Source organism: Winogradskyella damuponensis (assembly GCF_039538385.1).
In the GTDB taxonomy this organism is placed as follows: Bacteria; Bacteroidota; Bacteroidia; order Flavobacteriales; family Flavobacteriaceae; genus Winogradskyella; species Winogradskyella damuponensis.
Map to the genome: position 1 here is coordinate 400,184 of NZ_BAABCB010000018.1, position 25,621 is coordinate 425,804.

The window sequence follows — 25,621 nt, forward strand, 5'->3', positions numbered from 1 at the left end:
ATGGATTTACCCGAAGGTTTTCATAACGAAGTTATTGAAGCTAGAGAAAATGCGCTTAGTAATACTCATGGTACAGAATCTAAAGTTTCAACGTCTCCTTTGAAACCTGGTGGAGCCAGTTTTAAAACGCATGTTTTAATTCAGGCATCTCCTTCAAAATTAATTTACAAGCCTTCCATTGGAGCCGCCATCTTCAGTTTTATATTTTTAGCTGTTGGTTTGGGTGTTTTATTTTTTAATCTCGTTCCATTATTTAAAGGAAATTCAGAATCCATTTCCATCAATTGGTTTCTCATCCTTTTTGGGTTAATATTTGCTGGAGCTGGTGGTTTTATGTTTTATATATTTTACAAACCAAGAGTATTCGATAAGCAACAAGGGTTATATTACACGACTTACCAATTCAAACTACATAAATCGAGAAGGCAACAATCTAAAGACTATTTATCTTTGAAATCAATTGTGGCCATTCAAATTATTGGAGAGTACGTTCAAAGTGATGACGGTTCCTATAAAAGTTTTGAACTCAACTTAGTTTTAGATGATGCTTCTAGAAGAAACGTCGTTGATCATGGTAATTTAAAATCTATTATTAAAGATGCTGAGATGTTGAGTGCTTTTTTAAGCATACCTATTTGGCATGCTGGCTCTATTAACGGCTAATAGTACATAAAAGCAAAAAGTCCTATAAATATTACTGCTATTAATACAAAAGGAAAGAACACCATAGTAGATAGAGACGTCTTAACAAAACTTAAAAACCATCCTTGATTATAAAAGCGTTTTATGGCTATGAAAAGATAAATAAAACAAGATAACGCAATTAAGAAATCTATCCAATCTGGTATTTCATAAATTAAATTAAAACCAAAAATGATACTCAAAACAGTAAAAATAAACGAAAAATAGTAAAAACTAAATACCAAGTGATGCGCATAAGTTCCTCTTTTAAAATAGAACAGTTTAAGAATTAAAGCAAAAATTGGTAGAACAAAAAACAAGGCAATAGGCACCGTATCATAAAATGCACCTACAATATTACCTGCATCCTTTGATTTGTAAAACTTAAGTACCTGAGCATATAGTTTTCGCATAAACCAACCATCATCTTCCTCTAATCCCATGGATTTGTATATAACCTCATCAGATGCGTTAACACTAAGTAAAGAATCTATTTCTGACTCATCAAAACCAAATGATATGTTATTCTTCTTAGGTAAGGTATCTAATTTAATTATAGAATCAATTTCTTTATCGCTCATTCCTGTAATGAACTTATTCTTCCTAAGTGCCGTTTCAATTTCTTTTCGAGCCTCAGAATCTTTAACTTGTTTTATAGAGTCTCTTTTTCTAGTTTGAATTGAATCTAAAACTACTGTACTGTCTTTGTCAAAAATTTCTTGAAAATCATTGTTTAGAGTATTAACCTGATCTCTTGCCGTAAACGAAAAAATAAAAAAGAATACTACAGAAATAAACAAATACATCTGTGCAGGATGCAAATACAGTAAACGCTTTCCTTTTATAAATTCTTTAGCTAAATAACCAGGTTTAAATAGTAAAGGGATAAAACTCACAAAAAAACGTGCATCAAATGAAAAGTAATTACTAATAGTATTATAAAATAATACACCTATCGTAAGTTCGTCATTTGTTTTTTGTCCGCAATGTGGGCAAAACTGAAAACCCTCATCATAAGGTTGTTCGCAATTCTTACAATTCACTTGGTTGGCACTCATGATGTAGCAATTAGTCTGGTTTAAAAGTAATAAAATATATGACACCTTCAATACCTTTAGGATGATTGCATCTAATACTATTTCTTATTTTAATTATCAAATAAACATAACATACTGAATTATAGCGTTATATTTTTTTGGCACGTTGTTTGTTTTGTACTAAACGAGTTTAATTTAAAACCCAATTATTATGAAACGAATTGTATATTTATTTGCAGCTTTAGTCGCTATAAGCACTACTGCATTCGCGACCAACACAACCACATCAGAAGCAGAGGCTTCAATTAATAACTATGTGAGAGGTTATGGTAATTCTTTCATATTTAATGAAGCTGGAATTGAGTTTTCCGTTTTCGCCGATGGTCAGTTTGATTTTTATTTACCAAATTACGGACCAGACGTAAGCGTTGGAATTAATACTCCTGGTTTTAGTTTGAGCTTTAATACAGGTTATGACTATAATCCTTATGTACAGTATGATAGCTTTGGTGCTATTATTCAAATTGAAAACACACCTATTTATTACGACTATTACGGACGTGTAAACCAAATTGGAAACATCTTTATTAACTATAACAATTTTGGTAGAATTAGTCGTATTGGCGGTCTAAATGTGTACTACAGAAACAATGTATTTTACAGATATGATGGCTTTATTAATATATACAACAGATCTTATGTTTACAGACCTTGGCACCGATTTTATGCGACACCACATGTTAACTTCTCTATTGTTCATATTAATCCATACAGACAGTTTTATACACCTGTAAGACATATTTATTATAGACCATATATAAACAATGTCAGATATTATAATATTGGAAGACGTGATAATGGACATGCCGTAAGAAGATCTACTACAACAAGAAATAGAGTTAGTTATGCTCAAACACCAAGAAATAGTAGAGAAAGAGCTATTAGAACTAATGCAACACGAAACAATGCTACAATTACAAGTACAAGAACAGCACGTTTAAGAGCAGCTAATACAGCTACAACAAGAACAACACGTAATGCAAATACAGCTACCAGAACGAGTGCAAATCGGGTTTCTAATGGAATAACAACGACACGTTCTAATACAAGAGCTACAACTCCAACAAGAACCACTCGTAGTAATACAGTATCTACAAGAAACACCAATAATAATGTGACCAGAAGTAATTCAAGTGTGTCTAATAATCGCACAAGAACAACTTCGGCAAGAAAACCAATTGCGACTTCTTCTCGTACATACAACAAGACGAGCTCGCAAAATACAAGACAACGAAGTACCGTTCAGAATAAAAGTAAATCATCGTCTGTAAACAGTAGATCTACAGCAAGAACAAGCAACCAAAGTTCTACAAGATCTAGTTCAAGACGAACAAGAGGATAAACGTTTTTTTTGGTTGGTTAGGAATTCCCGTATGAAGTGTGCCTCAAAGCAACTTACGGGAATTTCTTTTTTTTAAACGTTTTTAAAATTTTAAATACTTTTTTATTTGTTCTGAAATATCCTCAGACACATTCAATTTATAAATTAACACAAAGTAAATGAGACCTATTAATCCAGATTTCAAAATAATATTCATTACAGGGTGAAATGGAAAATCCCAAAAATAAAATGCTAATGATAATACTATTAATGCCAATATAACCTTAGCAGAACCTATAGTAAAAGGCAACATATTAAATTTTCGTTTTACAAATATAATTTTGATTGTATTATAAATAAAAACAGCCAAGAATGTTGCAAAAGCAGAACCTTCAATACCATATACAGGAATAAATACGGCATTTAATACAATTGCCATCAACGCGAGTAACACTCCAAAAAACAAAACCATTCTATAATAATCACTATTAAATAATATGGCATTATTATTTCCTAAACTGTTATCATATAATTTAGCAAGACTCACAATGAGCACCACAAAAAGACCTCCCGTAAATTTTTCTGGAAGAATTTGATACAATTGATTAATGTTTAAAATTATAAGCAGAAAAATAAAACCACTTACCACCAACAATGTTATAGAGCTCCGTTTGTACAAATCTTCTAAAGCGATTTTATCTCTTTCATTAAGATATTTAGCGGTTAATGGCAACATAATTTGATGCATTGCACGTTGCGGAACGGCAATAACAGTAGCTATAAAAATAGCTACACTGTAATAAGCCACTTGCTCAATATCTGGTAGCATTACACCAATCATAAACTTGTCAATATCTAGAATAAGCATCGCAACAGAACCTGCAATAATCATAAGTCCTGAATATTTTAGTATTGAAAATCTATTTTCAACTTTCTGAAATTTCAACTTCGGAAATCTTACCGAGTAAGCATACAGTTTCATTATAACCATTCGTAAAACATAAACGCCAACCAACGCAACTATAAAATTATCTACCGTTAACCAATCGAAGAAAACTGCAATAAGTAATAGCATAATACATACGCGGTGAAAAATTTCTTTCATTAAATTCCCAAAAACGGTTTGCATCTGTACTTTAGTCCACGCAAAAAAGATTTCGAAATAAGCCATAGCAACAGCCAAAATAAAAATATGCCAGACATAATTTTCTACAATGGGGTTTTCTCTAGAAAGCCAATCTACTAAAGTATCATAAGCAAAATAACCTATAAACGCTGTTGGAATTATAAACAATAATGGCAAAAATAACATCAAGGTTAAAAAACTATTGATACTGTTTTTTGATTTGAATGTCGAATAAAATTTCACAATCGCATTGTGTACACCAAACGCCATAAATGGCATCATAATATTGGCTGCAGAAAGCAAAAACGCAACCAAACCATAGTACTCGTCCGATAAAAAGTTAGTATAAAGAAATAGTGTGTTAATAGCACCAATGCCAAAACCCAAATACGTAGTGATTGTGTTTTTAAACGATTGATTTAATACAATTCCCATAGTCTAGCAAATTACAATTATAAGGTTTTAAATTCTAAAACGAATTTTAGAAATTACCCCTTCAAAATTATTGCACTTAATTTTTGAGTTAGGGCTTTGCGACTGTAAGGCTGCAGACCTATAGCATTTACTTTTAAAGTATTATTCTGATAAGCATCAAAATAGTTTAAAAGCTGAACTTTTAATTCGGCTTTCTGTTGGTAATTAAAATACGATCCTGTATTTGTAGATGTTATTATTTGTGCTACATCGGCATCTTTTGGTCCCATAGCTAATATTGGTGTTTCCGAAATTAAATATTCAAAAACTTTACCTGCTATAATAGCTTTGGTATCTTCTGAATCGATTTCTATGAGTAGTAATAATTGAGATTTCATTTGAAACCTTAAGGCTTCATCATGGCTCACATACCCCACAATATTAACATGATTCTTTAATCCCTTTTGATGAATAGACTCAATAACATCATCACTAACCACACCTATTAATTGCAAGCTAAATGCTTCAGAAAAAGCACTATTTTCTTTAATTAATTCCGAAAGGGTTTCCCATAAAACCAAAGGGTTACGTTCAGACAACAACGAACCAATATGAGATAAAGTAAATTTTTCATCCTTAGCTTCTATCCTAACTGAATGTGCATCGTAACCATTTGTAATTACCGAAATTGGTTGTTTGGTTTTGGTTTGAAATTCGTTTTTGGTATGATTACTAGTCACTATAATTTCATCGGCAGCATTTAAAACCTTTTGTTCTAAATCAATATGTTTTGCTTTTGAAGCCGCTGTTAGTTTTAAATCTTTATGATAACCAATCGTGGTCCATGGGTCTCTAAAATCGGCTAACCACTTTACTCCTATTCTTGCTTTTAATTGCAAGCCTATTAAGTGTAAACTATGAGGTGGTCCTGTCGTAATTACCGTTTCAATTTGATGCTCTTTTATATAGTTTGAAAGAAACTCAACCGAAGGTTTTATCCAATTTTTCCGAGCATCAGGAATAAAGAAATTCCCTCTCACATAAAGCATGGCTTTTTCTGTTAACGACTGCTTTTTGGCTTTAGGAATAACACCTGAACTAATTTTTTTAGATTTTCCTTTTGAAAACACACTTGCCAACCCATAAGGTTCATTGATAGCTTGTTTTAAAATGGTAATGTTCTTTGGAATCTCATTTACCAAACTCTGATCCAATATGGGATAATTTGGATTTTCAGGACAATACACAATAGGCTCAATACCAAATTCTGGTAAATACTTCACAAATTTTAACCAACGTTGTACACCTGGCCCTCCTGCTGGTGGCCAATAATAGGTTATAATCAGTGTCTTACAGCTCATAACTAAGCTTTATCCTTTCGTCCTTTAATTTTAAAAAAAACACCAACCAAAAGCAAAAGTCCTAAAATAACTGAACTCGCTAAAGCCACTTTACTTCCTGTTGCTACAACTTGTGGCTCAAACTTAAATTCTATGGTGTGTTTACCTTTAGGTAATTCTAATGCTCTTAATACGTAGTTTACTCTAAAGTGTGGTGTTAAAGCACCATTTATATAAGCATTCCAACCTTGAGCGTAATAGATTTCAGAGAATACAGCTAAACCTTCGTTAGAGTTATTAGATTCGTATTTTAAATAATTGGGCTTAAACTCTTTTAATTGAATTGAAGCTGTAGAATCAACTTGATACGTGGTTTTTAAATTATGCGCTGCTTGAAACTCATGGTCTAAGACAGCTGTTGTTTTTGTATTTAAACTATCTAAAGCTACGATTTCTTCATTAGCATTTGCAACAAACTTAAGTTCTGAAACAAACCAAGCATTGCCATTAGCTTCTGTGTTTGTATATGGGAAAATTTGCCCTTGATCTTCTGCAATAATATATTTTGTATTAAGCATGTTTAGGACATTCATATTGTTTTTATACACATGAAACTCTAATAACTCTTCTACACGTCCTAATTTGGCAGCACTATAGCCCATTAATGAATTGTGATAATAAGCCGCTTTTGCTGGCATACGCTGGCCTTCAGAAGACATATCCATTACTCTAAAATGTCCTTTGTCTTTTAAGATTTCTTTATCAGCTTGATTAGGTTGGTAGGGTTTATCTACTTTAATAGCTGAGATAAAATCATCGTTGTTTACATATTGTTTATCAACAGTAACTAAATCAAAAAGGATTAAAACAGCAAATACAACAACCACTAAATTTTCTGATAATTTCTTCTTTAAGAATAAGTAAATCGTTCCTGCCGAAAGTAAAACCAAGATTAAGGTTCTTAATGTGTCTGTGGTCATTAAGGATTTTCGGTCTTCAATAACAGCATCCATAAATGCTTGCCCATAAGCACCTATATATTGATCGTCTCGTAAACCTTCAAAATCAAATAATGTGGATTTAAATAGTAAAAAGATGATAGCTAAACCTGCTGTGATGCCAACGGAATAGAGCAAGGCTTTTAGTTTTTCTTCATCTTTCTGAAAGCTATCAAACAAACGTGATAAAGCAAAAATGCCTAAAACAGGAATACACAATTCTAAAATTACTTGAATTGAACTTACCGCTCTAAATTTGTTATAAAAAGGCACATAATCGATAAAGAAATTAGTTAAAAATCCAAGGTTTTTTCCATAAGACAATAAAAGTGATAACAAGGTTCCTCCAACGAGCCACCATTTTAATCGTCCTTTCACTAAAAATAAACCTAAAACAAACAAAAAGATAATTACCGCTCCAACATAAGCCGGCGCTTCTACAATAGGTTGATCGCCCCAATACATTGGTGCATTTCTAGCAGCATCTAATGCTTCCATTGGAGAAGCTCCTAAATTAATATAGGCTTCGTAAGTTTCTGAATCTTTACCAACATCTTCGTAATTACCACCTCCCATAAATTTAGGGATATAAAGGTTAAACGTTTCTAAAATGCCATAACTGTATTCTGTAATATAATCTTTGTCTAAACCCGTTGTCACTTCCTTTGGTGAACCATCTGGGTTTATGGTTAAATCACTTTGACCACGCGCACTTTCTTTAACGTATTCTTGCGTTGCCATTATATTGGTCGCATTTAAACCAATAGCTAAAATGGCAGCAATAGATAGTAACCCCACAGATTTAAAGAAGTGCGGTAATACCTTTTTCCGATATGAATCAATCAAATAAGCTAAGCCCAGAACTAATACCAATAATAAAAGGTAATAAGTCATTTGGAAATGATTAGCAACAAGCTCTAAACCTAAAGCTATAGCTGTTAATATAAATCCGAGTATATATTTCTTTCTAAACGTGAGTACAATACCTGCCAATACTAAAGGCATATAAGCAATAGCATGAGCTTTAGAATTATGACCAACACCAAGTATAATAATGAGATACGTTGAAAACCCAAAGGCTATTGCTCCTAAAGCGGCAAGTTTAAAATCAACTTTTAAAGACAAGAGTAGAATATAAAACCCTATAAAATATAGGAAGAGATAATCTGCTGGCCTTGGTAAAAATCGTAAGGTTAAATCGAGTTTTTTAATATAATTGTGCGGATATTTTGCCCCTAATTGATAGGTTGGCATTCCACCAAAGGCACTATTGGTCCAATACGTTTCTTCTCCTGTGGTTTTGGCAAACTCTTTTTGTTGTTCTGCCATACCAATGTAGTGCATAATATCACTTTGATTGATTTTTTTGCCTTGTAAGACAGGACTAAAATAAGCTAATGACAACGCTACAAATCCTACTAAAATTAAGATATGTGGCAAGAAACGTTTTATAGAAAATGACATGAGAATGCTTTAAATTGAATGATTCTGAAAAGTAGTTATTTTTTTTGAAACATCATTAGAGTTTCCTCTATGTGCAAAAAAATAGATTAATCAATTTCTTCGTAATCGATATACTCTCCTACTTTTGGGTTAGAAGAACCATTTTTATTAGGCATTTTATCAATTACTGTTTCACCTTCCTTTTGCTTTTGCGCCTGTCTTTGTTGATTCGGGTTTTGGAATCCGCCAAATTGTTCGCCAAATTTTTGTTCTGCTTTTTTTGCTACAAATTTCACCAATAAAGGAGCAAAAAGTCTGGCTAAAATCTTAAAGCCGAAGTAAACCAGTAAAATAATTAAAATAGTTCTCAGTAATCCCATGATAAACATAATATAATTATCAAAAATACAATTATACTCATTTATAATCCGATATAATTCCTTAAAAAAACTATAAAATATCTATATTTGACTTAAATCTTCAATAGACCGAATGGTTTTAAATCCTTAAATAATGCGAATACTCAAATCAATACTTATATTAATTCTTATTATCAGTTTTAATTCTGCCTATGCTCAATATACAGAAGTAATTAACTCTAATCGTCCTGGTGTATCTAAGAGTGCTTTCTCTGTTGGCACTGGAGTCGTTCAACTCGAAACTGGCGCCTTTACCGTTAAAGAAGAACATGCTCTTGCCAATTACAAAGTTTCGGGGTTTGGCCTTGATTTTGCTTTAAGATATGGCTTATTATTTGAAGAGCTAGAATTATCGCTAGATGGTGTTTATCAAAACGATACGCAAACGCTTAATTTAAATGGTGCTATTCCTGCAGAAAACAACCGTTCTAATTTCAAAAACTTTACATTAGGTGCTAAATATTTGGTTTATGACCCTTATAAAAATGCAGAAGAAGCTAAACCTAATATTTACAGTTACCACGCCAATAGAAAATTTAATTGGAAATCATTAATACCTGCTGTTTCAGTTTATGCTGGTGCTAATTTAGACACTAAAGAGAATCCGTACACCGCAGAAGGCATTGAAGGTTTTAGTCCAAAGGTGATGGTCGCAACTCAAAACAATTTCAATAATGGATGGGTTTTTGTAATGAATTTAATAATGGACAGAATTGGCACTGATCAATCCGATTTTCAATATATACTTACTTTAACACACTCTTTTACTCCGCAATGGGTTGTATTTGGAGAAACACAAGGTATTCAAAGTGATTTTTATGCTGATAACATTTTTAGATTTGGAGGAGCTTATCTTTGGACTAAAGATTTTCAATTAGATGCCAATATTGCATTTAATACTAAAGATACACCTTCGGTTTTTAATATTGCATTTGGAGCTTCTTACCGATTAGATTTTCATGAAGATAAAAAGATAGATAATGGTACTTCTGCAAAAGATGAAGGCAAGCGTAAAAAACGAAAAAAGAAGAACAAGAAGAAAAAAGAAGATGACTTTGACTCTTAATATAGCTTTCCCTACTACATGATTACAATAAAAGAAGCCACATCCAAAAAGGATTTGAAAACATTTGTAAAGTTTCCTTTTAAACTTTATAAAGACTCAAAATATTGGGTACCACCAATTATAAAACAAGAACTAGAAACTTTTAATAAGGACAAAAATCCTATTTTTAATGATGCTGAAGCACGTTTTTTCTTAGCTTATAAATCAGGTGAAGTTGTTGGTAGGATTGCCGCTATTGTAAATTGGCTAGAAGTTGATAAACAAAACATTAAAAAAATGCGTTTTGGTTGGTTTGACTTTATTGACGATTTAGAAGTTAGTAAAGCATTAATTGAAACTGTTGAACACATTGGTAGAACGCACCAACTGAGTTATAGCGAAGGTCCTGTTGGATTTTCTAATTTAGACAAAGTTGGCGTGATGACTGAAGGTTTTGATCATTTAGCAACGATGATTACTTGGTATAACCACCCTTATTACGTTAATCATTATAAGGCTCATGGTTATACTATTGAAAAAGAATATGCAGAAAGTAGCTTCCCTTTTGAAAATGTAAAGCCTATATTTTTTAAGAAAGCTCAAGAACTCATTAAGCGTCGTTATAAACTAAGAGCATTAAAATTTACTAAGACAGAAGAAGTCATGCCTTATGTAGATCGTATGTTCGATTTGTTTAACGAAAGTTATGCCTCCCTTTCTTCTTTTGTAGAAATTACAGACATTCAAAAAGAGTATTTTAAAAAGAAATTTATCAGTTTTATCAACCCTGAATATATCAAATTTGTAGTAGATGAAAATGATAGACTTATAGGGTTTGCCATAGTTATGCCTAGGTTTGCAACAGCCCTACAAAAAGCAAATGGTAAGTTGTTTCCTTTTGGTTTTACGCATATTCTCAAAGCAAAACGAAATAGCAAAGAAGTTATTTTCTATTTAATAGGAATTCTTCCTGAGTATCAAAATAAAGGTGTACATGCTGTTATCTTTAATGAATACTATGAGACTTTTAAGGAAAAAAACATAAAAACCTGTTATAGAACTCCAGAACTTGAAGATAATTACGCCATAAAACAAATATGGAAACATTTTGATCCAAAAGTTTATGCAAGGCGTAAAACATTTAAAAAGGACTTAAATTAGAACCGATATAAAATGCTTCATTTTTAGAATAGATGAGCTACACAAACAAAAAAAACGGTTATCACTATTTCTAGCGATAACCGTTTTTTATGTACTTAATGTTTCTAATTATTCTCCCATTGCTGCAATTAAAGCTGCAGACATTCTTTTGTAAGTTCCGTTTTCTAAACGACTTCTAATAGCGTCAAAAGCATCTAAAGTTTCTCTTACATCTTCTAAGGTATGTGTTGCTGTAGGAATCATTCTAAGCAAAATTAATCCTTTAGGTATAACTGGATAAACAACTATAGAACAGAATATTCCGTAGTTCTCACGTAAATCTCTTACTAAAGCCATAGCTTCAGGAATACTTCCTTTTAAATATACAGGAGTCACACAACTTTGAGTTGTTCCAATATCGAAACCTCTATCTTTTAAACCTGACTGTAATGCGTTAACAATAGTCCAAAGATTTTGTTTTAATTCTGGCATTGTGCGCAACATATTCAAACGCTTTAATGCTCCAACTACGAGCTGCATTTGTAAAGATTTAGCGAACATTTGCGAACGCAAGTTATATTTTAAATAATCTATAATTTCTTGATCGGCTGCAATAAAAGCACCTGTACTTGCCATAGATTTGGCAAATGTTGCAAAATAAACATCAATTTCATCTTGTACACCTTGCTCCTCACCTGTTCCAGCACCAGTTGCTCCTAGTGTTCCAAATCCGTGTGCATCATCTACAAAAAACCTAAAATTAAATTTTTTCTTAAGGGCAACAATTTCTTTTAAACGTCCTTGCTCTCCTCGCATTCCAAAGACTCCTTCAGAAATAACTAGGATCCCTCCACCTGTTTGCTCTGCCATTTTAGTAGCACGCTCAAGGTTTTTTTCAAGGCTGTCCATATCATTATGCTTATAAGTAAAACGTTTACCCATATGTAAACGCACACCATCAATAATACAAGCATGAGAATCTACATCATAAACAATAATATCATCTTTGGCCACCAAAGCATCAATGGTTGAAACCATACCTTGATATCCAAAATTTAATAGGTATGCTGCTTGCTTATTAACAAACGCAGCTAATTCGTTTTGTAATTGCTCGTGTAACTCTGTATGACCTGACATCATACGTGCTCCCATCGGATAGGCAGAACCGTATTTAACACCTGCTTCACCATCTACTTTTCTAACTTCTGGGTGATTTGCTAAACCTAAGTAATCATTGATACTCCAAGTAATAACATCTTTACCTTGAAACTTCATTCTATTAGAAATCTCACCTTCAAGCTTTGGAAATACAAAATATCCTTCTGCTTGCGCGGCCCATTTACCAAGCGGTCCTTTGTCTCTATAAATCTTTTCAAATAAATCCTTCATGCGCTAAGTTTGCTGTTAATCAATTGTTTTACGCAATACACACTGCATAATCAATCAATAATTATTTAGTTAATTTAATCTTGTTAGTGCTCGCAAAATTAATTAATAATATTATGACTGCATAATTTATTTAATTTAAGTATTAACTAAGTTTTAAACAAAAAAAGTATAGACAACATTAGAAGAAAATAAAAACACCTATATAAAATTCACCACTAAGCGCTTATGGTCTCAAACACATCACTTAAGGGGTTAAACACTACAAATTTAGATTGGCTATATTCTATCGTTAAAATGCAATTTCTTTAATTTTTTTGTCGTTTATAAAAAACAATTAGAGGCTTATCCTATTCAGTAATAGAGTATCTAACACATAAAAACACAACAAACAAGCTATACATCTTAGCATTAATCCCATTTGAATGTTAGAACGCATTCCTGATTCAATCTGGTTTTTAATTACTAAATTATATACCTAAATAAGATTGTCTAAATTGTAATAAGGATGATAAACGATCAAGCAGCACATAATTTATATCCACAGAAACATTAAAGACGTACTTATAAAATCAATCTTATAGTATGCAACATATAGAAGTTTGTTTTTTACTGATGTACCTCAACGATTTAAAATGATAAATTTAAGAAAAGCGACACCATACAAAATTTACCTATGAAGGTTTTAAAACGGATTTTAAATTATACTATAACAACACTAATATCCTTCTTGTGTGCATTTGCTTATATGCGAATTATACTCGGTTCTAAATCAAAAAACACAGATTGGATGGCAAAATTATTTAATACAATTTATGATTTAGCATTTGTTTATGTGAGTCTCACCTTAGGCAGTATTATCGCATTACTATACATTTTAAGCGATCTGTTTTATTTCAATACCAAACTAAAAAGCAATACAAAAGCTACAGGTATTCGTTTACTAATAATTATAGTTATAGCCATTTTTGTCACAGCAACACATTACATATTGGAAAAGGTAATAGATGTTATTTAATGAACTAATACCTATTTGAAAAAATAAAAACCACAACCAAAATGAAGAATCTACTTATAATACTCATGTTCATCGTTTTACCAAGTCAGAATAAACCTGTTACTTAAAAAATGATTGTTAAGCTCCTACGAAACACTTAATATGACTACATATTTGCTTAATACCTTGTATTTCTATAACAAAAGAAGTTAAAAAATAGAATTAATACTAGCCTTAGAACACAACAAAACCATGACTATACTCCCACTGTTTTTAATTATAGTAATTCCATTTTGCTTTGTCCTTTTCAATGGTCTCTTTTAGAAACAGCAAAAAAAAACCTATCATAATTTAATATGATAGGTCCTATTATTTAGATGCTAAGTATAATTTATTTTACGTATTCTATAGTTGCTTGAACAGCACTTTTAGTATCAAAAAAGCCTTGATCTTCCATCCATTTATCATTATAGACTTTACTCATATAACGTGATCCATGATCTGGAAAAACAACTACAATTTTATCTGTAGGTTTAAACTCACCTTCTTCTTGTAATTGTTTAATCGCTTGCATTGCAGCACCACTTGTATAACCTACAAAAAGACCTTCGGTATTTGAAATTTCTCTTGCAGTATGAGCACTTTCTTCATCTGTAACTTTTACAAATCTATCAATCGCATCAAAATCTGTTGCAGAAGGAATTAAATTTTTACCTAAACCTTCAATTCTGTATGGATAAATTTCTTTATCATCAAACTCACGTGTTTCATGATATTTTTGTAGTACAGAACCATAAGCATCAACTCCTATAACTTTTACATTAGGGTTTTGCTCTTTTAAATACTTAGAGATTCCAGAAATTGTTCCTCCTGTTCCACTACAAGCAATTAAGTGAGTAATTTCACCTCCAGTCTGATCCCAAATTTCTGGACCAGTAGAGTTGTAATGTGCATCAATATTTAATTGATTAAAATATTGATTGATATAAATAGAACCTTTATTCTCTTCGTGTAAGCGTTTTGCGACTTGGTAATAAGAACGAGGATCATCTGCTTTTACATGTGCAGGGCAAACATAAACCTTTGCTCCCATAGACTTTAACATGTCTATTTTATCTGCAGAAGATTTAGAACTTACAGCCAAAATACACTCGTATCCCTTAATAATACTTACCATAGCAATACTAAAACCTGTGTTACCAGATGTCGTTTCTATAATAGTATCACCAGGAGTCAAGATACCTTGGCGCTCTGCTTCTTCTATAATATGTAATGCAATTCTATCTTTTGAAGAATGACCTGGATTAAATGCTTCGACTTTCGCGTAAAAGTCACCATCAAAGTCAGCTGTCATTCTATTTAATTTGATTAAGGGCGTGTTACCTATCAATTGTAACACGTTATCAAATACATTTTTATTATTGTTCATAAATGAAAATTTTCAGTAGTCATTATTTATTAGACACCTAAAACCTCACAAAAGTAACGTTTTTTTTTGAATTAACTTGAAATTCCTTCTAAATCAAGTAGAAATGCAAACTCTTCAGCATCCTCTTTTAAACTTTCAAAACGCCCAGAAGCACCACCATGACCAGCATCCATGTTTGTTTTTAAATATAATTTATTAGAATCTGTTTTCATCTCTCTAAGTTTAGCTACCCATTTTGCAGGTTCCCAATATTGCACTTGTGAATCGTGAAGTCCTGTTGTAATTAACATATTTGGGTAAGCTTTTGCCTCAACATTGTCATATGGCGAATACGATTTTATATAATCATAATAAAGTTTATCGTTTGGATTTCCCCATTCATCATACTCACCTGTCGTTAATGGTATAGAATCGTCTAACATTGTAGTAATAACATCTACAAAAGGGACTGCTGCAATAATACCGTTGTACAATTCTGGTGCTTCATTAATTATAGCTCCCATTAGCAAACCGCCGGCACTACCTCCCATAGCATATAAGTGTTCAGAAGATGTATAACGTTCTTTTATTAAATGAATAGAGCAGGCAATAAAATCTGAAAATGTATTTTTCTTATTCAGTAACTTTCCATCTTCGTACCAATCACGTCCTAAATATTCACCACCTCTAATGTGTGTAATTACATAGATAAATCCACGGTCTAACAAACTCAATCGTACTGTTGAAAAATAAGGATCTACTGTAGAGCCATAACTTCCGTATGCGTATTGTAACAATGGGTTTGAGCCATCTTTTTTAATCCCTTTTTTATAAACAACAGACATTGGAATTTTAGTACCATCTTCTGCTGTGGCCCAAATACGTTCAGAAATATAATTGTCCTTGTTAAAATTCTTATCTAAAACCTCTTGCTCCTTTAATACCGTTTTAGTTTTAGTACGCATATTAAACTCAATAACCGAAGATGGAGTCGTCATGGCATTATAACCATAGCGTAACACTTCGGTATCAAAATCTACATTGGTACCTGTATAAGCTGTATACGTTTCATTATCAAATGGCAGGTAATAATCTTCACTTCCATCCCAACGCTTTATTCGTATTTCATTTAAGCCATTTTTGCGCTCACTAATAACTAAATAGTCTTTAAAAATATCGATACCTTCTAGTAACACATCTTCTCTATGAGCTATGACTTCTGTCCAGTTTTCAACTTTAGTATCAGTTTCTAACGTTTTCATTAGCTTAAAGTTGGTCGCCTTATCCTTATTCGTCAGCATATAAAAATGGTTATCATAATGTGATATGCTATACTCCAATCCTCTTATTCGTGGTTGAAAAACCTTAAATTTCCCTTCTGGATTATTAGCATCAAGAATATGATATTCATTTGTCAATGTACTATAACATGCAATAATGATATATTTTCTAGATTTTGACTTATAAACAGCAACTCCAAACGTATCATCTCCTTCTTCAAAAACAAGTTCATCTTCAGAATTATCCCCTAAACGATGTTTATATATTTGAAACGCTCTAAGCGTAACCTCGTCTTTTTTAGTGTAAAATAGAGTTTCATTATCATTGGCCCAACTTGAAGATCCTGTTGTGTTTTTGACTCTATCTGAAGCTACTTCATGCGTTTCTAAATTCTTAATATGAATCGTATAATTTCGTCTTCCTGTGGTATCAATACCATAGGAAACTAATTTATTATCTGGACTAATACTAATACCTGCTAATTTAAAATAGCTTTCCCCTTCTGCCATTTTATTACAGTCGAACAATAGCTCTTCAGGATTATCTAAACGCTCTTTTTTACGTGTATATATAGGATAATCTTTTCCTTTTTCAAATTTCGTGATATACCAATAGCCATTATATTTATAAGGTACAGAAGAATCATCCTCCTTAATTCTAGCTTTCATTTCTTCAAACAAATCGGTCTGAAAATCTTTTGTATGAGCCATTTCAGAATTACAATATTCGTTTTCGGCATTGAGATAATCTATAACTTCAGGATGTTCTCTGTCTTTCATCCAAAAATAATTATCAATACGAATATCACCATGTTTTTCTAACTGATGTGGAATCTTCTTGGCTATTGGAGGTTTTATATCTGGATTTTTTATCATTTGTTATGAATATTTAGTCTAAAAAAAGGCGCAATTTAGTAATTTTGCATCGTAAAAATTTAAAACACAAGATTATGTTTGGAGATATGATGGGTATGATGGGCAAATTAAAAGAAGCTCAAAAAAAAGTTGAAGCAACTAAAGAACGTCTACATACCGTTTTAATTGATGAAACAAGTAACGACAACAAACTTAAAGTAACCATTACAGCTAACAGAACAATAAAGTCTATTGACATTGCTGATGAGTTGCTTGAAGACAAAGACATGTTAGAAGATTATTTAATCTTAACATTAAACAAAGCAATAGAAAAAGCAACCAACGTACATGAAACAGAAGTTGCTGCTGTTGCTAAAGAAGGCATGCCAAGTATTCCTGGCATGGATATGTTTAAATAGAATTTAATTCTGTTAAAAGCTTGTCATGCATTTGGTCTGTATAATCCAAATGCGTGACCATGCGTAATTTATTGCTTCCCATTCCTATAATATGAATATGCTTTTCTTTTAAGTTATTTAAGAATTGTGCTTCATCCACACCGTCATTTAATTCAAAAATGACAATATTGGTTTCAATAGGTTCTACTTTTTTAATTATTGATAGTTTAGATAACTCTTCACCTATTTCTTTAGCTTTTTTATGATCTTCTGCTAATCGTTCAATATTATTATCTAATGCGAATAACCCAGCAGCAGCGGCAAAACCAACTTGTCGCATGCCACCTCCAAAAATTTTACGCACTCTTAAGGCGCCTTTCATTAAGTCACTATTTCCAATAAGAACCGAACCCATTGGACATCCTAAGCCTTTACTTAAACAAACAGAAATTGTATCAAACAATTCACCGTATTGTTTTGGTTCTTCATTTTTATAGATTAGTGCGTTCCAAAGACGCGCTCCATCTAAGTGATAACCTAACTTATGGTTATTAGCAACATTTCTGATTTTTTTAAGCTCTTCAAAATCCCAACAAGCTCCACCTCCTTTATTTGTCGTATTTTCTACAGCGATCAAAGCCGTTAATGGACTGTGATAAAAATCTGGTGGATTTATAGAATCTTCTACTTGTGCAGCCGTAAACATACCTCGATTGCCATCAATTAATTTACATGAAATCCCACTATTAAACGATGCCCCTCCTCCTTCATAATTATAAATATGCGCATATTTATCGCAAATTACTTGTTCGCCAGGATTGGTATGTAATTTTAAAGCGGCTTGATTTGCCATACTTCCTGTTGGAAAATATAAGGCTTCATCCATGCCAAACATATCAGCTAAACGTCTTTCTAAAGCATTTACAGAAGGATCTTCTTTATAGACATCGTCACCAACCTCTGCAGTTAGCATAGTATTAAGCATTTCTTTAGTTGGTTTGGTAACTGTATCGCTTCTTAAATCTATAATCATATTTTAATTTGAATTGTAATTACAAACAGCACTTCCTATTGGCGAACCGTCTGGTATTTTGGGTGAACTTTCTAATTTAAATTTTTCAGGATGTAATCTATATTCAAAAAGCATATATTGAAACTGATCAACATAAGCCTCTGAAATCTTTTTCTTTGCTAAATACATCTTTTCAATATCATTTATAGCTTTATTAGCCTCAGCTTTAACTTGAAAATAGGATTGATTACTAACTCCTAAATTCATGAGATATTTTAGAACGTTCACATTGATTTGTTGTTGTATTTCATTTAGATATGCATCTTTATAATTCTTCCCGAATGAATCTTTTAAGAGCTGTCCCATTAGGTCTTCTAAACCCAATTGATTTTTATCTAAACTTTTCTGCAAGACTAAACGATTGGTACGTTGTGGATGTAACAAATACTTCAAAGTCATATCACTCGCCGTATTTGCAGCACTAAAAGGATCAAAAGCAACTCCCGTTTTACCTTTAAAGGACTCACGAGTACGATTATACCCATAAGCTCTTGGCGGAAACAGACTTAATTTGTCTTTAGGTATTGCTAAAGTTTCTACATTTAAAGTTGTAAGAATCGCATCTAAAGCTTTTTCCTGCATAGCAACGTTAACGGGTTTTGAAGTTAATTGCCCATCACCTTTTACAGCGTAATTATAATCTAAACCACCAATAACTTTAGTAGCAGCCTCTACCTGATAACGATGATAAAAATACAAAGGCACAAATACATCTTCTAAAGTAGAATAAGGTTCGTAAGCTTTGATATTATCTACAGAAAAGTTTGAAATAGCATGCTGACGTAATTCTAAAACAGCCTCTAATTCTTCTGCAGGTGTTTTTCCATTATCCCATAAATGCGCTAAAGCATGCGCTCCGCCTGCAGCTCTAGCATCGGCATCAGTAATAAAACGCAAGCCTTTATCTTGAGCTTTTTTCAAAATTTCATTTAAAGCGTCTTTTTCGTTTATGTTTTTTTTAAATTCAGAATAACTATAGGCAACAGTAACTTTATCCCACTCTCCTATTCCTGTTGCATAAGCATTACTAAAATCAATATCTCCATCTTTTAAAGTAACCTGAGGATGTGGATAATCCATTACCGATGCTCTGTTATTAGTACTTGCTGCAAAATTATGAGCAAAACCAATCGTATGACCTATTTCGTGCGCACTTAATTGTCTAATTCTAGCTAATGCCATATCTAACATAGGCTGATAGTTATTGTCGCGCTCTTCAAATGGCTTATTCATTAAAGCTTGCGCAATCATAAAATCTTGACGAATACGTAAACTACCTAAACTCACATGTCCTTTGATAATCTCTCCAGTTCGTGGGTCAACCACACTTGCACCATAACTCCAACCTCTTGTACTTCTGTGTACCCACTGAATCACATTATATCTACAATCCATAGGATCTGCATCTTCTGGCAGTAGCTTTACCTGAAAAGCATCTTTAAACCCAATTGCTTCGTAAGCTTCATTCCACCATCGTGCACCATCTAGCAAAGCAGAACGAACAGGTTCTGGAGTCCCTGGATCTAAATAATAGATAATTGGATCTTTTGCTTCACTTAACTCGGCATTTGGATTTTTCTTTTCTAAGCGATGGCGAATAATAAACCGCTTTGTAATAGCGTCTTGAATTGGAGTTGCATAATCCATATACGACATCGAAATTGCGCCACTACGTGTATCAAAGACTCTAGGCTTATAATTATTATCAGGTAATTTGATAAACGAGTGATGCTGAACCACACTTACCAAAGAAGGCGTTGGAGTAACACTCCGTAAATTCCTTCCTGTTGGTTCACCTTTAAAGGTTAGTAAGGCTTCAAATTCAACATTCTCAGGAAACGCTTTTGTACGTTCTAAAGCTAAAGCACTTTTTGAAGCATCTAATTTATAAGATCCTTCTTTATTTCTTTTTAAGTTATTAGCAACACCATAAGTATCTTCCATTAAAAACGGAGTAAAATCAATGATATACACCCCTTCTTTTTCAGACAATATCTTAAAACCAAATAATACTGATTTTGCAAAAGCTTGTTCAATACTTTTTTGCTCTAATTTATTATCGGTATTTGCTCTATATTTTAAATTAGGCTGAACAAGCAATAGTTTGTTTCCTGCTTTTTTAAAATAAACCAGCCGTTCATTTCCTAGCTGCCCTCTATCTAAACCTATGTCGTTACTTCCTATACCTGTCGCTAAAGAATTTACATATAAAAATGCTTCATTCAGTTTTTCAACTTGAAGATAGATTTTATCAGTACTTTCTTCATAATAAAAGTCAAAATAGCCTTCATGCGTTTTCAAATCTTTTTTATCAAGTATTTGAGCTTGAAATTGAAAAGTAATACATACAAAACAAAATAAGAAAGCTAATTTTTTCATAACACAACTATTGAATCATAAAACTACGGAATTTCTAAAAAACCGATTCAAAATTATGGCACTTTATTAACGCTGCTTATATTTGTATAAAATTATCTTACACTATGATAACATCAGATCAAATAAAAGATCTTAATTCCCGTCTAGACGTACTTAGACAATATCTTTGACTTAGATGCTAAGCTCATAGAAATCGCTAACGAAGAAGAACAAACTTTTGATCCAAATTTCTGGAATGATTCTAAAGCCGCCGAGTTGGTTATGAAATCTATTCGAGAGAAAAAAAGTTGGGTTAACGATTATAACAACGCCAAATCGCTTTTTGAAGATTTAGAAGTCATATACGAATTCTATAAAGAAGATGAAGCGCCTATGGAAAATGTGGAAGCGCGTTATGCTACTGCAATCAATGCCATTGAAAAGCTAGAGTTTAAAAATATGCTTTCGGAAGAAGGTGACAGTTTAAGTGCTGTTTTACAAATTACAGCTGGCGCAGGAGGAACTGAATCTTGTGATTGGGCAAGTATGCTAATGCGTATGTATTTAATGTATGCCGAAAAAAATGGTTATAAAGTAAAAGAACTTAACCTTCAAGATGGTGATGTTGCAGGTATAAAAACGGTAACCTTAGAAATTGAAGGTGATTTTGCTTTTGGTTGGCTTAAAGGAGAAAACGGCGTGCATCGTTTAGTACGTATTTCTCCATTTGACAGCAACGCAAAACGCCATACGAGTTTTGCTTCCGTTTACGTCTACCCCTTAGTTGATGATACAATTGAGATTGACATTAATCCGGCAGATATTGAAATTACAACAGCACGTTCGAGTGGAGCTGGCGGACAAAATGTAAACAAAGTAGAAACAAAAGTTCAATTATTACATAAACCATCAGGCATACAAATTCAATGTTCAGAAACACGTTCTCAACACGATAACAGAACAAGAGCCATGCAAATGTTAAAGTCGCAATTATATGAAATTGAGCTACAAAAACAAATGGCACAGCGTGACGATATTGAGGCTGGAAAAATGAAAATTGAATGGGGAAGTCAAATTAGAAACTACGTAATGCATCCTTATAAGTTAGTAAAAGACGTCCGTTCTGCTTACGAAACAGGAAATGTTGATGCTGTTATGGATGGAGATATAGAACCCTTCTTAAAAGCGTATTTAATGATGATGGGACAAAAAGAAGATTCGGCATTATAATTGCAATAAACTAAAAGAAATGATTAAAATATACCACAATCCACGATGTTCAAAATCTAGACAAGGTCTTTCTATATTAGAAGCATCCGGAAAAGAATTTGAAATTATAAAATATCTTGAAAAGGAATTAACATCTAAAGAACTCCTGTCAATTATTTCTAAATTGGGTATAAAACCAATGGACTTAATCAGAAAAAATGAAGCCATTTGGAAATCTGAATACAAAGGTAAAACACTGTCTGATCAGGAAATTATTGAGGCTATGCTTAAACATCCTAAATTAATAGAGCGACCAATTGTAATTAACGAAGACAAAGCAACTATTGGCAGACCACCTGAGAACATATTAAACATTATCTAAATAAATAAGACAATGAAAAAAATAACATTAGTACTTTTTGCTCTTTTACTTGGCTTAAACATCCATGCACAAAGTCAACGTGGTAGAACGAATAACATTCCACAAACAAATAGAGAACCTACCGACTCAGAGATCGAAAAACGAGAGCGTGAAATGGAGGAACGTAAAGAAGAATATATTAATAACTTCATATCTACTTTAGAAGGAGACGAATTTCAAAAACACATTACCAAACAAACAATAGTTAGTTTTTTTGATGCTAAACTTGCTATACTTAAAATAAAATATGAGCATTATCTTGATCGTAAAGCAGCAATAGAGCACTTAGAAAAAACACATTTCACTGAACTAAAAGAACTTATATCAGAAAGTGACATGACCAAGATCACAGAAATGATTAAGGGCGAATTTAATGAAAAGGAAGTTGTAAAAAAGAAGAAAGAAAAACGCAAAAAAAAGAAGCGAAAAAAGAACAAAGACTAATTCTTTTTTAGGAAAAAATTCACACATTTTTAACAGATGTCTTTAACAAAAGATTAACCAATTTCGGTTAAACTAAAGGTATTTTTGCACGTCTAATAAGCACTAACCTTTTAAACTTTTGTAATGAAATCACATCTTTTTACTACTCTTTTATTAATATTCTCCCTCTCTTTTTCTTTCGCTCAAAAAGATGTTAAAATAGAAGGTACTGTTCTTGAAGAAGATACTAATATTCCTTTAGAATACGCAACAGTTGTTGTTAAAACAAAAGCAGATAATAAAATTATAACAGGAGGTATTACAGACACTAAAGGGAAATTTAAAGTTGAAGTTCCTGCTGGCACATACATTATATCTGTAGAATACATTTCATATAAAACAAAGACTTTTCCAGAACAGACCATTTTAGAAAACACTAATTTAGGTACGATTAATCTTGCCTTAGATGTTGCTACTCTAAATGAAGTTATGGTTGTAGCAGAACGAACTACCGTAGAGATTAAACTAGATAAAAAAGTTTATAACATTGGTAAAGATTTAACCACAGCTGGTGGAACTGTCAGTGACGCTCTTAACAACGTCCCTTCTGTAACAGTAGATGTAGAAGGCGCCATTAGTCTTCGAGGAAATGAAAATGTACGTATTTTAATTAATGGTAAGCCATCTGCAATGGCTGGTTTTGGAGATAGCAATGTGTTAAGTCAATTACCTGCAGAAGCTATTGAACGTGTAGAAGTGATTACCTCACCTTCTGCTAGATACGATGCCGAAGGTACAGCAGGAATATTAAACATTATTTTAAGACAAAAAGAAACCCTTGGGTTTAATGGCTCTGTAACCTTAACCGCTGGTAATCCAGATAACCTTGGAGTTTCAGCTGCATTAAATTACCGTAAAGAAAAATACAACCTGTTTTCTAATTTTGGATGGCGTTACAATGATGCACCACGTAATACATACACCGATGTTAACTACTTTGATACCACAGATGAAAATGGTCAACTTTTAGAACCTACATACAGAAGAATTATTGAAACAAAAAAAGTTGAACGCTTAAACAGAAACTATAATGCCAACATAGGCATGGAGTATTTTTTAAATGAATCCTCTTCACTAACAGGTAGTTTATTTTATAATTTTGGAAATGATGCAGATACATCTATAAATTATAGTGAGCGTTTTAGTGCTGGTAGTATTGTTGAAGAAACACTTAGAAGAGAAAAAGAAACAGAAAAAGATCACAGATATCAAATTGCACTTAATTATGAAAAACGCTTTGGTGACGATCGCGACCATAAATTAACTGCCGACTTTCAATTTGAAAAGGACAGTGAAGATGGACTTACCTATTTAAATGAAGATTATATTTTCACTAATCAAACTGAGCCAGACCCCTTCCAAATAGAACAAGAATTCACTTACGAAAAACAAAAAGAATACTTATTTCAAGCTGATTATGTGTTGCCTTTAGGTGAAGATTCTCGTTTTGAAGCTGGATACCGAGGAAATTTTAAAAACAGCAATACAGATTACCAACTCGATCAAGAAGACACAGATACTGGAATTATTGCAATCAATGAAGAAGTTTCAAACATTTTTGATTATACAGAAAATGTAAATGCATTTTACACGCAATACGGTTCTAAACTTGGAAAATTCTCTTTCTTATTAGGATTAAGATTAGAAAACACTCAATTAAAAGGAAAAATTGATTCACGCTTAACAGATGAAGAATTAAACGTAGCTTTTGGCTTCCCTATTGACACAGATTTTGACAATAATTATTTAGGTTTATTCCCTACGGTAAACCTTATCTATAATCTTTCATCTGCAGATTCTGATGTTGAAGAAAGCATAACACTAGGTTACAACAGAAGAATTAACCGTCCACGTGGTTGGTACATAAACCCATTCCCATCACGATCTAGTAGAACTAATATCTTTCAAGGAAATCCAAATTTAGATCCTGCATTCTCTAGCACATTTGATTTAGGCTATTTAAAACGTTGGGAAAAGTTTACACTAACGTCTTCTATTTATTACCAACACGAAACTGATTCATTTGAACGTGTACAAGAAAATACAGGACAGCAAACTACAGATGGTATTGATATTATTAGAACCATACCAATTAACCTTTCAACAAACAAACGTACAGGTGCCGAACTTGGTTTAATGTACAATCCTGAAAAATGGTTACGACTAAACTCTAGCATTAATTTCTTTCAATTTGAAACTGATGGAGAATTTAACGGTGTAGATTACGGAGCAAAAAACACAAGTTGGTTCGCTCGCTTTAGTTCTAAAGTCACTTTACCTTTAGCTATAGATTGGCAAACAAGTGCATTTTACAGAGGCGCAAGACAAAATGCTCAATCTGACACCGAAGGTATTTTCTCTTTAGACCTTGCTTTTAGTAAAGAAATATTAAACAAAAAGGCAACAATATCTGTTAACGTTAGAGATTTACTCAACTCTAGAAAATACGAATCATTAACTACCACTGATTTCTATGATCGTTACAGCGAATTTCAATGGAGACAACGTCAAATTAATGTATCTTTCATTTACAGATTTAACCAAAGATTAAACAATAAAGACCGTTCTGGACAACGAGGAAATGGTGGAGATGATATGGAGTTTGAAGGCTAAAACTTAGTCATTAAACTGATATCATAAATATATTTACAAATAACAAAAGGCACATTCAAAAAACTGAATGTGCCTTTTTTAATTAAAATCAAAATAGTTATATGATAGTATTACCTA

Annotated in this window: 20 protein-coding genes; 10 read left to right on the forward strand and 10 right to left on the reverse strand. The window is 32.5% G+C overall.

Features of this window, described 5'->3' with window-relative positions:
- On the forward strand, positions 1 to 663 hold the full coding sequence (locus ABD730_RS10405; RefSeq protein ID WP_334466383.1) for a hypothetical protein: 663 nt from the start codon (positions 1 to 3) through the stop codon (positions 661 to 663).
- On the opposite strand, the gene ABD730_RS10410 is transcribed toward ABD730_RS10405, so the two are convergent.
- Positions 660 to 1,739: a DUF3667 domain-containing protein gene (locus ABD730_RS10410; protein WP_344714407.1), complete on the reverse strand. Its 1,080-nt coding sequence runs from the start codon at positions 1,737 to 1,739 to the stop codon at positions 660 to 662. The two genes, ABD730_RS10405 and ABD730_RS10410, sit on opposite strands and share 4 nt — an antisense overlap.
- 190 nt (positions 1,740 to 1,929) lie before the next feature.
- On the opposite strand from ABD730_RS10410, the gene ABD730_RS10415 reads away from it, so the two are divergent.
- Entirely contained in the window at positions 1,930 to 3,120 is a 1,191-nt protein-coding gene (locus tag ABD730_RS10415) for a hypothetical protein (protein ID WP_334466387.1), read from the forward strand.
- Between the two features lie 82 nt (positions 3,121 to 3,202).
- Here the strand turns inward: ABD730_RS10415 and ABD730_RS10420 are convergent, their stop codons facing one another.
- The 4 genes from ABD730_RS10420 to ABD730_RS10435 all read right to left on the reverse strand — a co-directional run bounded on the left by ABD730_RS10420 (position 3,203) and on the right by ABD730_RS10435 (position 8,800).
- Positions 3,203 to 4,660: an oligosaccharide flippase family protein gene (locus tag ABD730_RS10420; RefSeq protein ID WP_344714409.1), complete on the reverse strand. Its 1,458-nt coding sequence runs from the start codon at positions 4,658 to 4,660 to the stop codon at positions 3,203 to 3,205.
- A gap of 53 nt (positions 4,661 to 4,713) precedes the next feature.
- Complete coding sequence (locus tag ABD730_RS10425) at positions 4,714 to 6,000, reverse strand: glycosyltransferase (RefSeq protein ID WP_344714411.1); 1,287 nt, start codon at positions 5,998 to 6,000, stop codon at positions 4,714 to 4,716.
- A gap of 2 nt (positions 6,001 to 6,002) precedes the next feature.
- Positions 6,003 to 8,441, reverse strand: a complete 2,439-nt coding sequence (locus tag ABD730_RS10430) for a YfhO family protein (RefSeq protein ID WP_344714413.1) — start codon at positions 8,439 to 8,441, stop codon at positions 6,003 to 6,005.
- 86 nt (positions 8,442 to 8,527) lie between these two features.
- The gene (locus ABD730_RS10435; RefSeq protein WP_334466399.1) at positions 8,528 to 8,800 is read right to left on the reverse strand and encodes a DUF4834 family protein; all 273 of its coding nucleotides are present in this window, start codon (positions 8,798 to 8,800) and stop codon (positions 8,528 to 8,530) included.
- A gap of 133 nt (positions 8,801 to 8,933) precedes the next feature.
- Here ABD730_RS10435 and ABD730_RS10440 point away from each other — a divergent pair, with 133 nt between their 5' ends.
- Positions 8,934 to 9,905, forward strand: coding sequence for a transporter (locus ABD730_RS10440; RefSeq protein ID WP_334466401.1), 972 nt, complete (start codon positions 8,934 to 8,936; stop codon positions 9,903 to 9,905).
- An 18-nt stretch (positions 9,906 to 9,923) separates the two neighbouring features.
- Positions 9,924 to 11,045 carry a GTP cyclohydrolase gene (locus ABD730_RS10445; protein WP_334466404.1) on the forward strand — a complete coding sequence of 374 codons (1,122 nt, stop codon included), beginning with the start codon at positions 9,924 to 9,926 and terminating at the stop codon, positions 11,043 to 11,045.
- A gap of 108 nt (positions 11,046 to 11,153) precedes the next feature.
- On the opposite strand, the gene capB is transcribed toward ABD730_RS10445, so the two are convergent.
- On the reverse strand, positions 11,154 to 12,413 hold the full coding sequence (gene capB, locus ABD730_RS10450) for a cysteate-C-fatty acyltransferase (RefSeq protein ID WP_215925890.1): 1,260 nt from the start codon (positions 12,411 to 12,413) through the stop codon (positions 11,154 to 11,156).
- Positions 12,414 to 13,158: 745 nt separating this feature from the next.
- Here capB and ABD730_RS10455 point away from each other — a divergent pair.
- Positions 13,159 to 13,428 carry a hypothetical protein gene (locus ABD730_RS10455; protein ID WP_344714416.1) on the forward strand — a complete coding sequence of 90 codons (270 nt, stop codon included), beginning with the start codon at positions 13,159 to 13,161 and terminating at the stop codon, positions 13,426 to 13,428.
- A 370-nt stretch (positions 13,429 to 13,798) separates the two neighbouring features.
- Here ABD730_RS10455 and capA read toward each other — a convergent pair whose 3' ends face one another.
- Entirely contained in the window at positions 13,799 to 14,836 is a 1,038-nt protein-coding gene (gene capA, locus ABD730_RS10460; protein ID WP_334466412.1) for a cysteate synthase, read from the reverse strand.
- Between the two features lie 71 nt (positions 14,837 to 14,907).
- Positions 14,908 to 16,971, reverse strand: a complete 2,064-nt coding sequence (locus tag ABD730_RS10465; protein WP_334466414.1) for a S9 family peptidase — start codon at positions 16,969 to 16,971, stop codon at positions 14,908 to 14,910.
- A 74-nt stretch (positions 16,972 to 17,045) separates the two neighbouring features.
- On the opposite strand from ABD730_RS10465, the gene ABD730_RS10470 reads away from it, so the two are divergent.
- Positions 17,046 to 17,369 (forward strand): YbaB/EbfC family nucleoid-associated protein, encoded by a 324-nt coding sequence (locus ABD730_RS10470; protein ID WP_215925894.1) that lies wholly within the window; start codon positions 17,046 to 17,048, stop codon positions 17,367 to 17,369.
- On the opposite strand, the gene ABD730_RS10475 is transcribed toward ABD730_RS10470, so the two are convergent.
- Both ABD730_RS10475 and ABD730_RS10480 read right to left on the reverse strand, forming a co-directional pair.
- Positions 17,362 to 18,381 (reverse strand): threonine aldolase family protein, encoded by a 1,020-nt coding sequence (locus tag ABD730_RS10475; protein ID WP_334466418.1) that lies wholly within the window; start codon positions 18,379 to 18,381, stop codon positions 17,362 to 17,364. The two genes, ABD730_RS10470 and ABD730_RS10475, sit on opposite strands and share 8 nt — an antisense overlap.
- Before the next feature lie 3 nt (positions 18,382 to 18,384).
- The gene (locus tag ABD730_RS10480; protein WP_344714419.1) at positions 18,385 to 20,799 is read right to left on the reverse strand and encodes a zinc-dependent metalloprotease; all 2,415 of its coding nucleotides are present in this window, start codon (positions 20,797 to 20,799) and stop codon (positions 18,385 to 18,387) included.
- 104 nt (positions 20,800 to 20,903) lie between these two features.
- Here ABD730_RS10480 and prfB point away from each other — a divergent pair.
- From prfB to ABD730_RS10500, 4 genes are all read left to right on the forward strand, one after another.
- Positions 20,904 to 22,008, forward strand: a protein-coding gene (gene prfB, locus ABD730_RS10485) for a peptide chain release factor 2 (RefSeq protein WP_215925896.1) whose coding sequence is annotated in 2 segments (ribosomal slippage) — positions 20,904 to 20,966 and positions 20,968 to 22,008 — 1,104 coding nt in all. Because the reading frame shifts where the segments join, the coding sequence is not laid out codon by codon here.
- A 19-nt stretch (positions 22,009 to 22,027) separates the two neighbouring features.
- Positions 22,028 to 22,369 (forward strand): arsenate reductase (glutaredoxin), encoded by a 342-nt coding sequence (arsC, locus tag ABD730_RS10490; protein WP_334466427.1) that lies wholly within the window; start codon positions 22,028 to 22,030, stop codon positions 22,367 to 22,369.
- A 12-nt stretch (positions 22,370 to 22,381) separates the two neighbouring features.
- Positions 22,382 to 22,852 carry a hypothetical protein gene (locus ABD730_RS10495; RefSeq protein WP_334466430.1) on the forward strand — a complete coding sequence of 157 codons (471 nt, stop codon included), beginning with the start codon at positions 22,382 to 22,384 and terminating at the stop codon, positions 22,850 to 22,852.
- Between the two features lie 123 nt (positions 22,853 to 22,975).
- Positions 22,976 to 25,504 carry a TonB-dependent receptor gene (locus tag ABD730_RS10500; RefSeq protein WP_344714422.1) on the forward strand — a complete coding sequence of 843 codons (2,529 nt, stop codon included), beginning with the start codon at positions 22,976 to 22,978 and terminating at the stop codon, positions 25,502 to 25,504.
- The last annotated feature ends 117 nt before the right edge of the window (positions 25,505 to 25,621 follow it).

What these genes read in the sequence shown, in the direction of transcription:
- ABD730_RS10405 (WP_334466383.1), top strand. Translation starts at nt 1, where the DNA reads ATGGATTTACCCGAAGGTTTTCATAACGAAGTTATTGAAGCTAGAGAA.
- ABD730_RS10410 (WP_344714407.1), bottom strand. Translation starts at nt 1,739, where the DNA reads ATGAGTGCCAACCAAGTGAATTGTAAGAATTGCGAACAACCTTATGAT.
- ABD730_RS10415 (WP_334466387.1), top strand. Translation starts at nt 1,930, where the DNA reads ATGAAACGAATTGTATATTTATTTGCAGCTTTAGTCGCTATAAGCACT.
- ABD730_RS10420 (WP_344714409.1), bottom strand. Translation starts at nt 4,660, where the DNA reads ATGGGAATTGTATTAAATCAATCGTTTAAAAACACAATCACTACGTAT.
- ABD730_RS10425 (WP_344714411.1), bottom strand. Translation starts at nt 6,000, where the DNA reads ATGAGCTGTAAGACACTGATTATAACCTATTATTGGCCACCAGCAGGA.
- ABD730_RS10430 (WP_344714413.1), bottom strand. Translation starts at nt 8,441, where the DNA reads ATGTCATTTTCTATAAAACGTTTCTTGCCACATATCTTAATTTTAGTA.
- ABD730_RS10435 (WP_334466399.1), bottom strand. Translation starts at nt 8,800, where the DNA reads ATGGGATTACTGAGAACTATTTTAATTATTTTACTGGTTTACTTCGGC.
- ABD730_RS10440 (WP_334466401.1), top strand. Translation starts at nt 8,934, where the DNA reads ATGCGAATACTCAAATCAATACTTATATTAATTCTTATTATCAGTTTT.
- ABD730_RS10445 (WP_334466404.1), top strand. Translation starts at nt 9,924, where the DNA reads ATGATTACAATAAAAGAAGCCACATCCAAAAAGGATTTGAAAACATTT.
- capB (WP_215925890.1), bottom strand. Translation starts at nt 12,413, where the DNA reads ATGAAGGATTTATTTGAAAAGATTTATAGAGACAAAGGACCGCTTGGT.
- ABD730_RS10455 (WP_344714416.1), top strand. Translation starts at nt 13,159, where the DNA reads ATGCGAATTATACTCGGTTCTAAATCAAAAAACACAGATTGGATGGCA.
- capA (WP_334466412.1), bottom strand. Translation starts at nt 14,836, where the DNA reads ATGAACAATAATAAAAATGTATTTGATAACGTGTTACAATTGATAGGT.
- ABD730_RS10465 (WP_334466414.1), bottom strand. Translation starts at nt 16,971, where the DNA reads ATGATAAAAAATCCAGATATAAAACCTCCAATAGCCAAGAAGATTCCA.
- ABD730_RS10470 (WP_215925894.1), top strand. Translation starts at nt 17,046, where the DNA reads ATGTTTGGAGATATGATGGGTATGATGGGCAAATTAAAAGAAGCTCAA.
- ABD730_RS10475 (WP_334466418.1), bottom strand. Translation starts at nt 18,381, where the DNA reads ATGATTATAGATTTAAGAAGCGATACAGTTACCAAACCAACTAAAGAA.
- ABD730_RS10480 (WP_344714419.1), bottom strand. Translation starts at nt 20,799, where the DNA reads ATGAAAAAATTAGCTTTCTTATTTTGTTTTGTATGTATTACTTTTCAA.
- arsC (WP_334466427.1), top strand. Translation starts at nt 22,028, where the DNA reads ATGATTAAAATATACCACAATCCACGATGTTCAAAATCTAGACAAGGT.
- ABD730_RS10495 (WP_334466430.1), top strand. Translation starts at nt 22,382, where the DNA reads ATGAAAAAAATAACATTAGTACTTTTTGCTCTTTTACTTGGCTTAAAC.
- ABD730_RS10500 (WP_344714422.1), top strand. Translation starts at nt 22,976, where the DNA reads ATGAAATCACATCTTTTTACTACTCTTTTATTAATATTCTCCCTCTCT.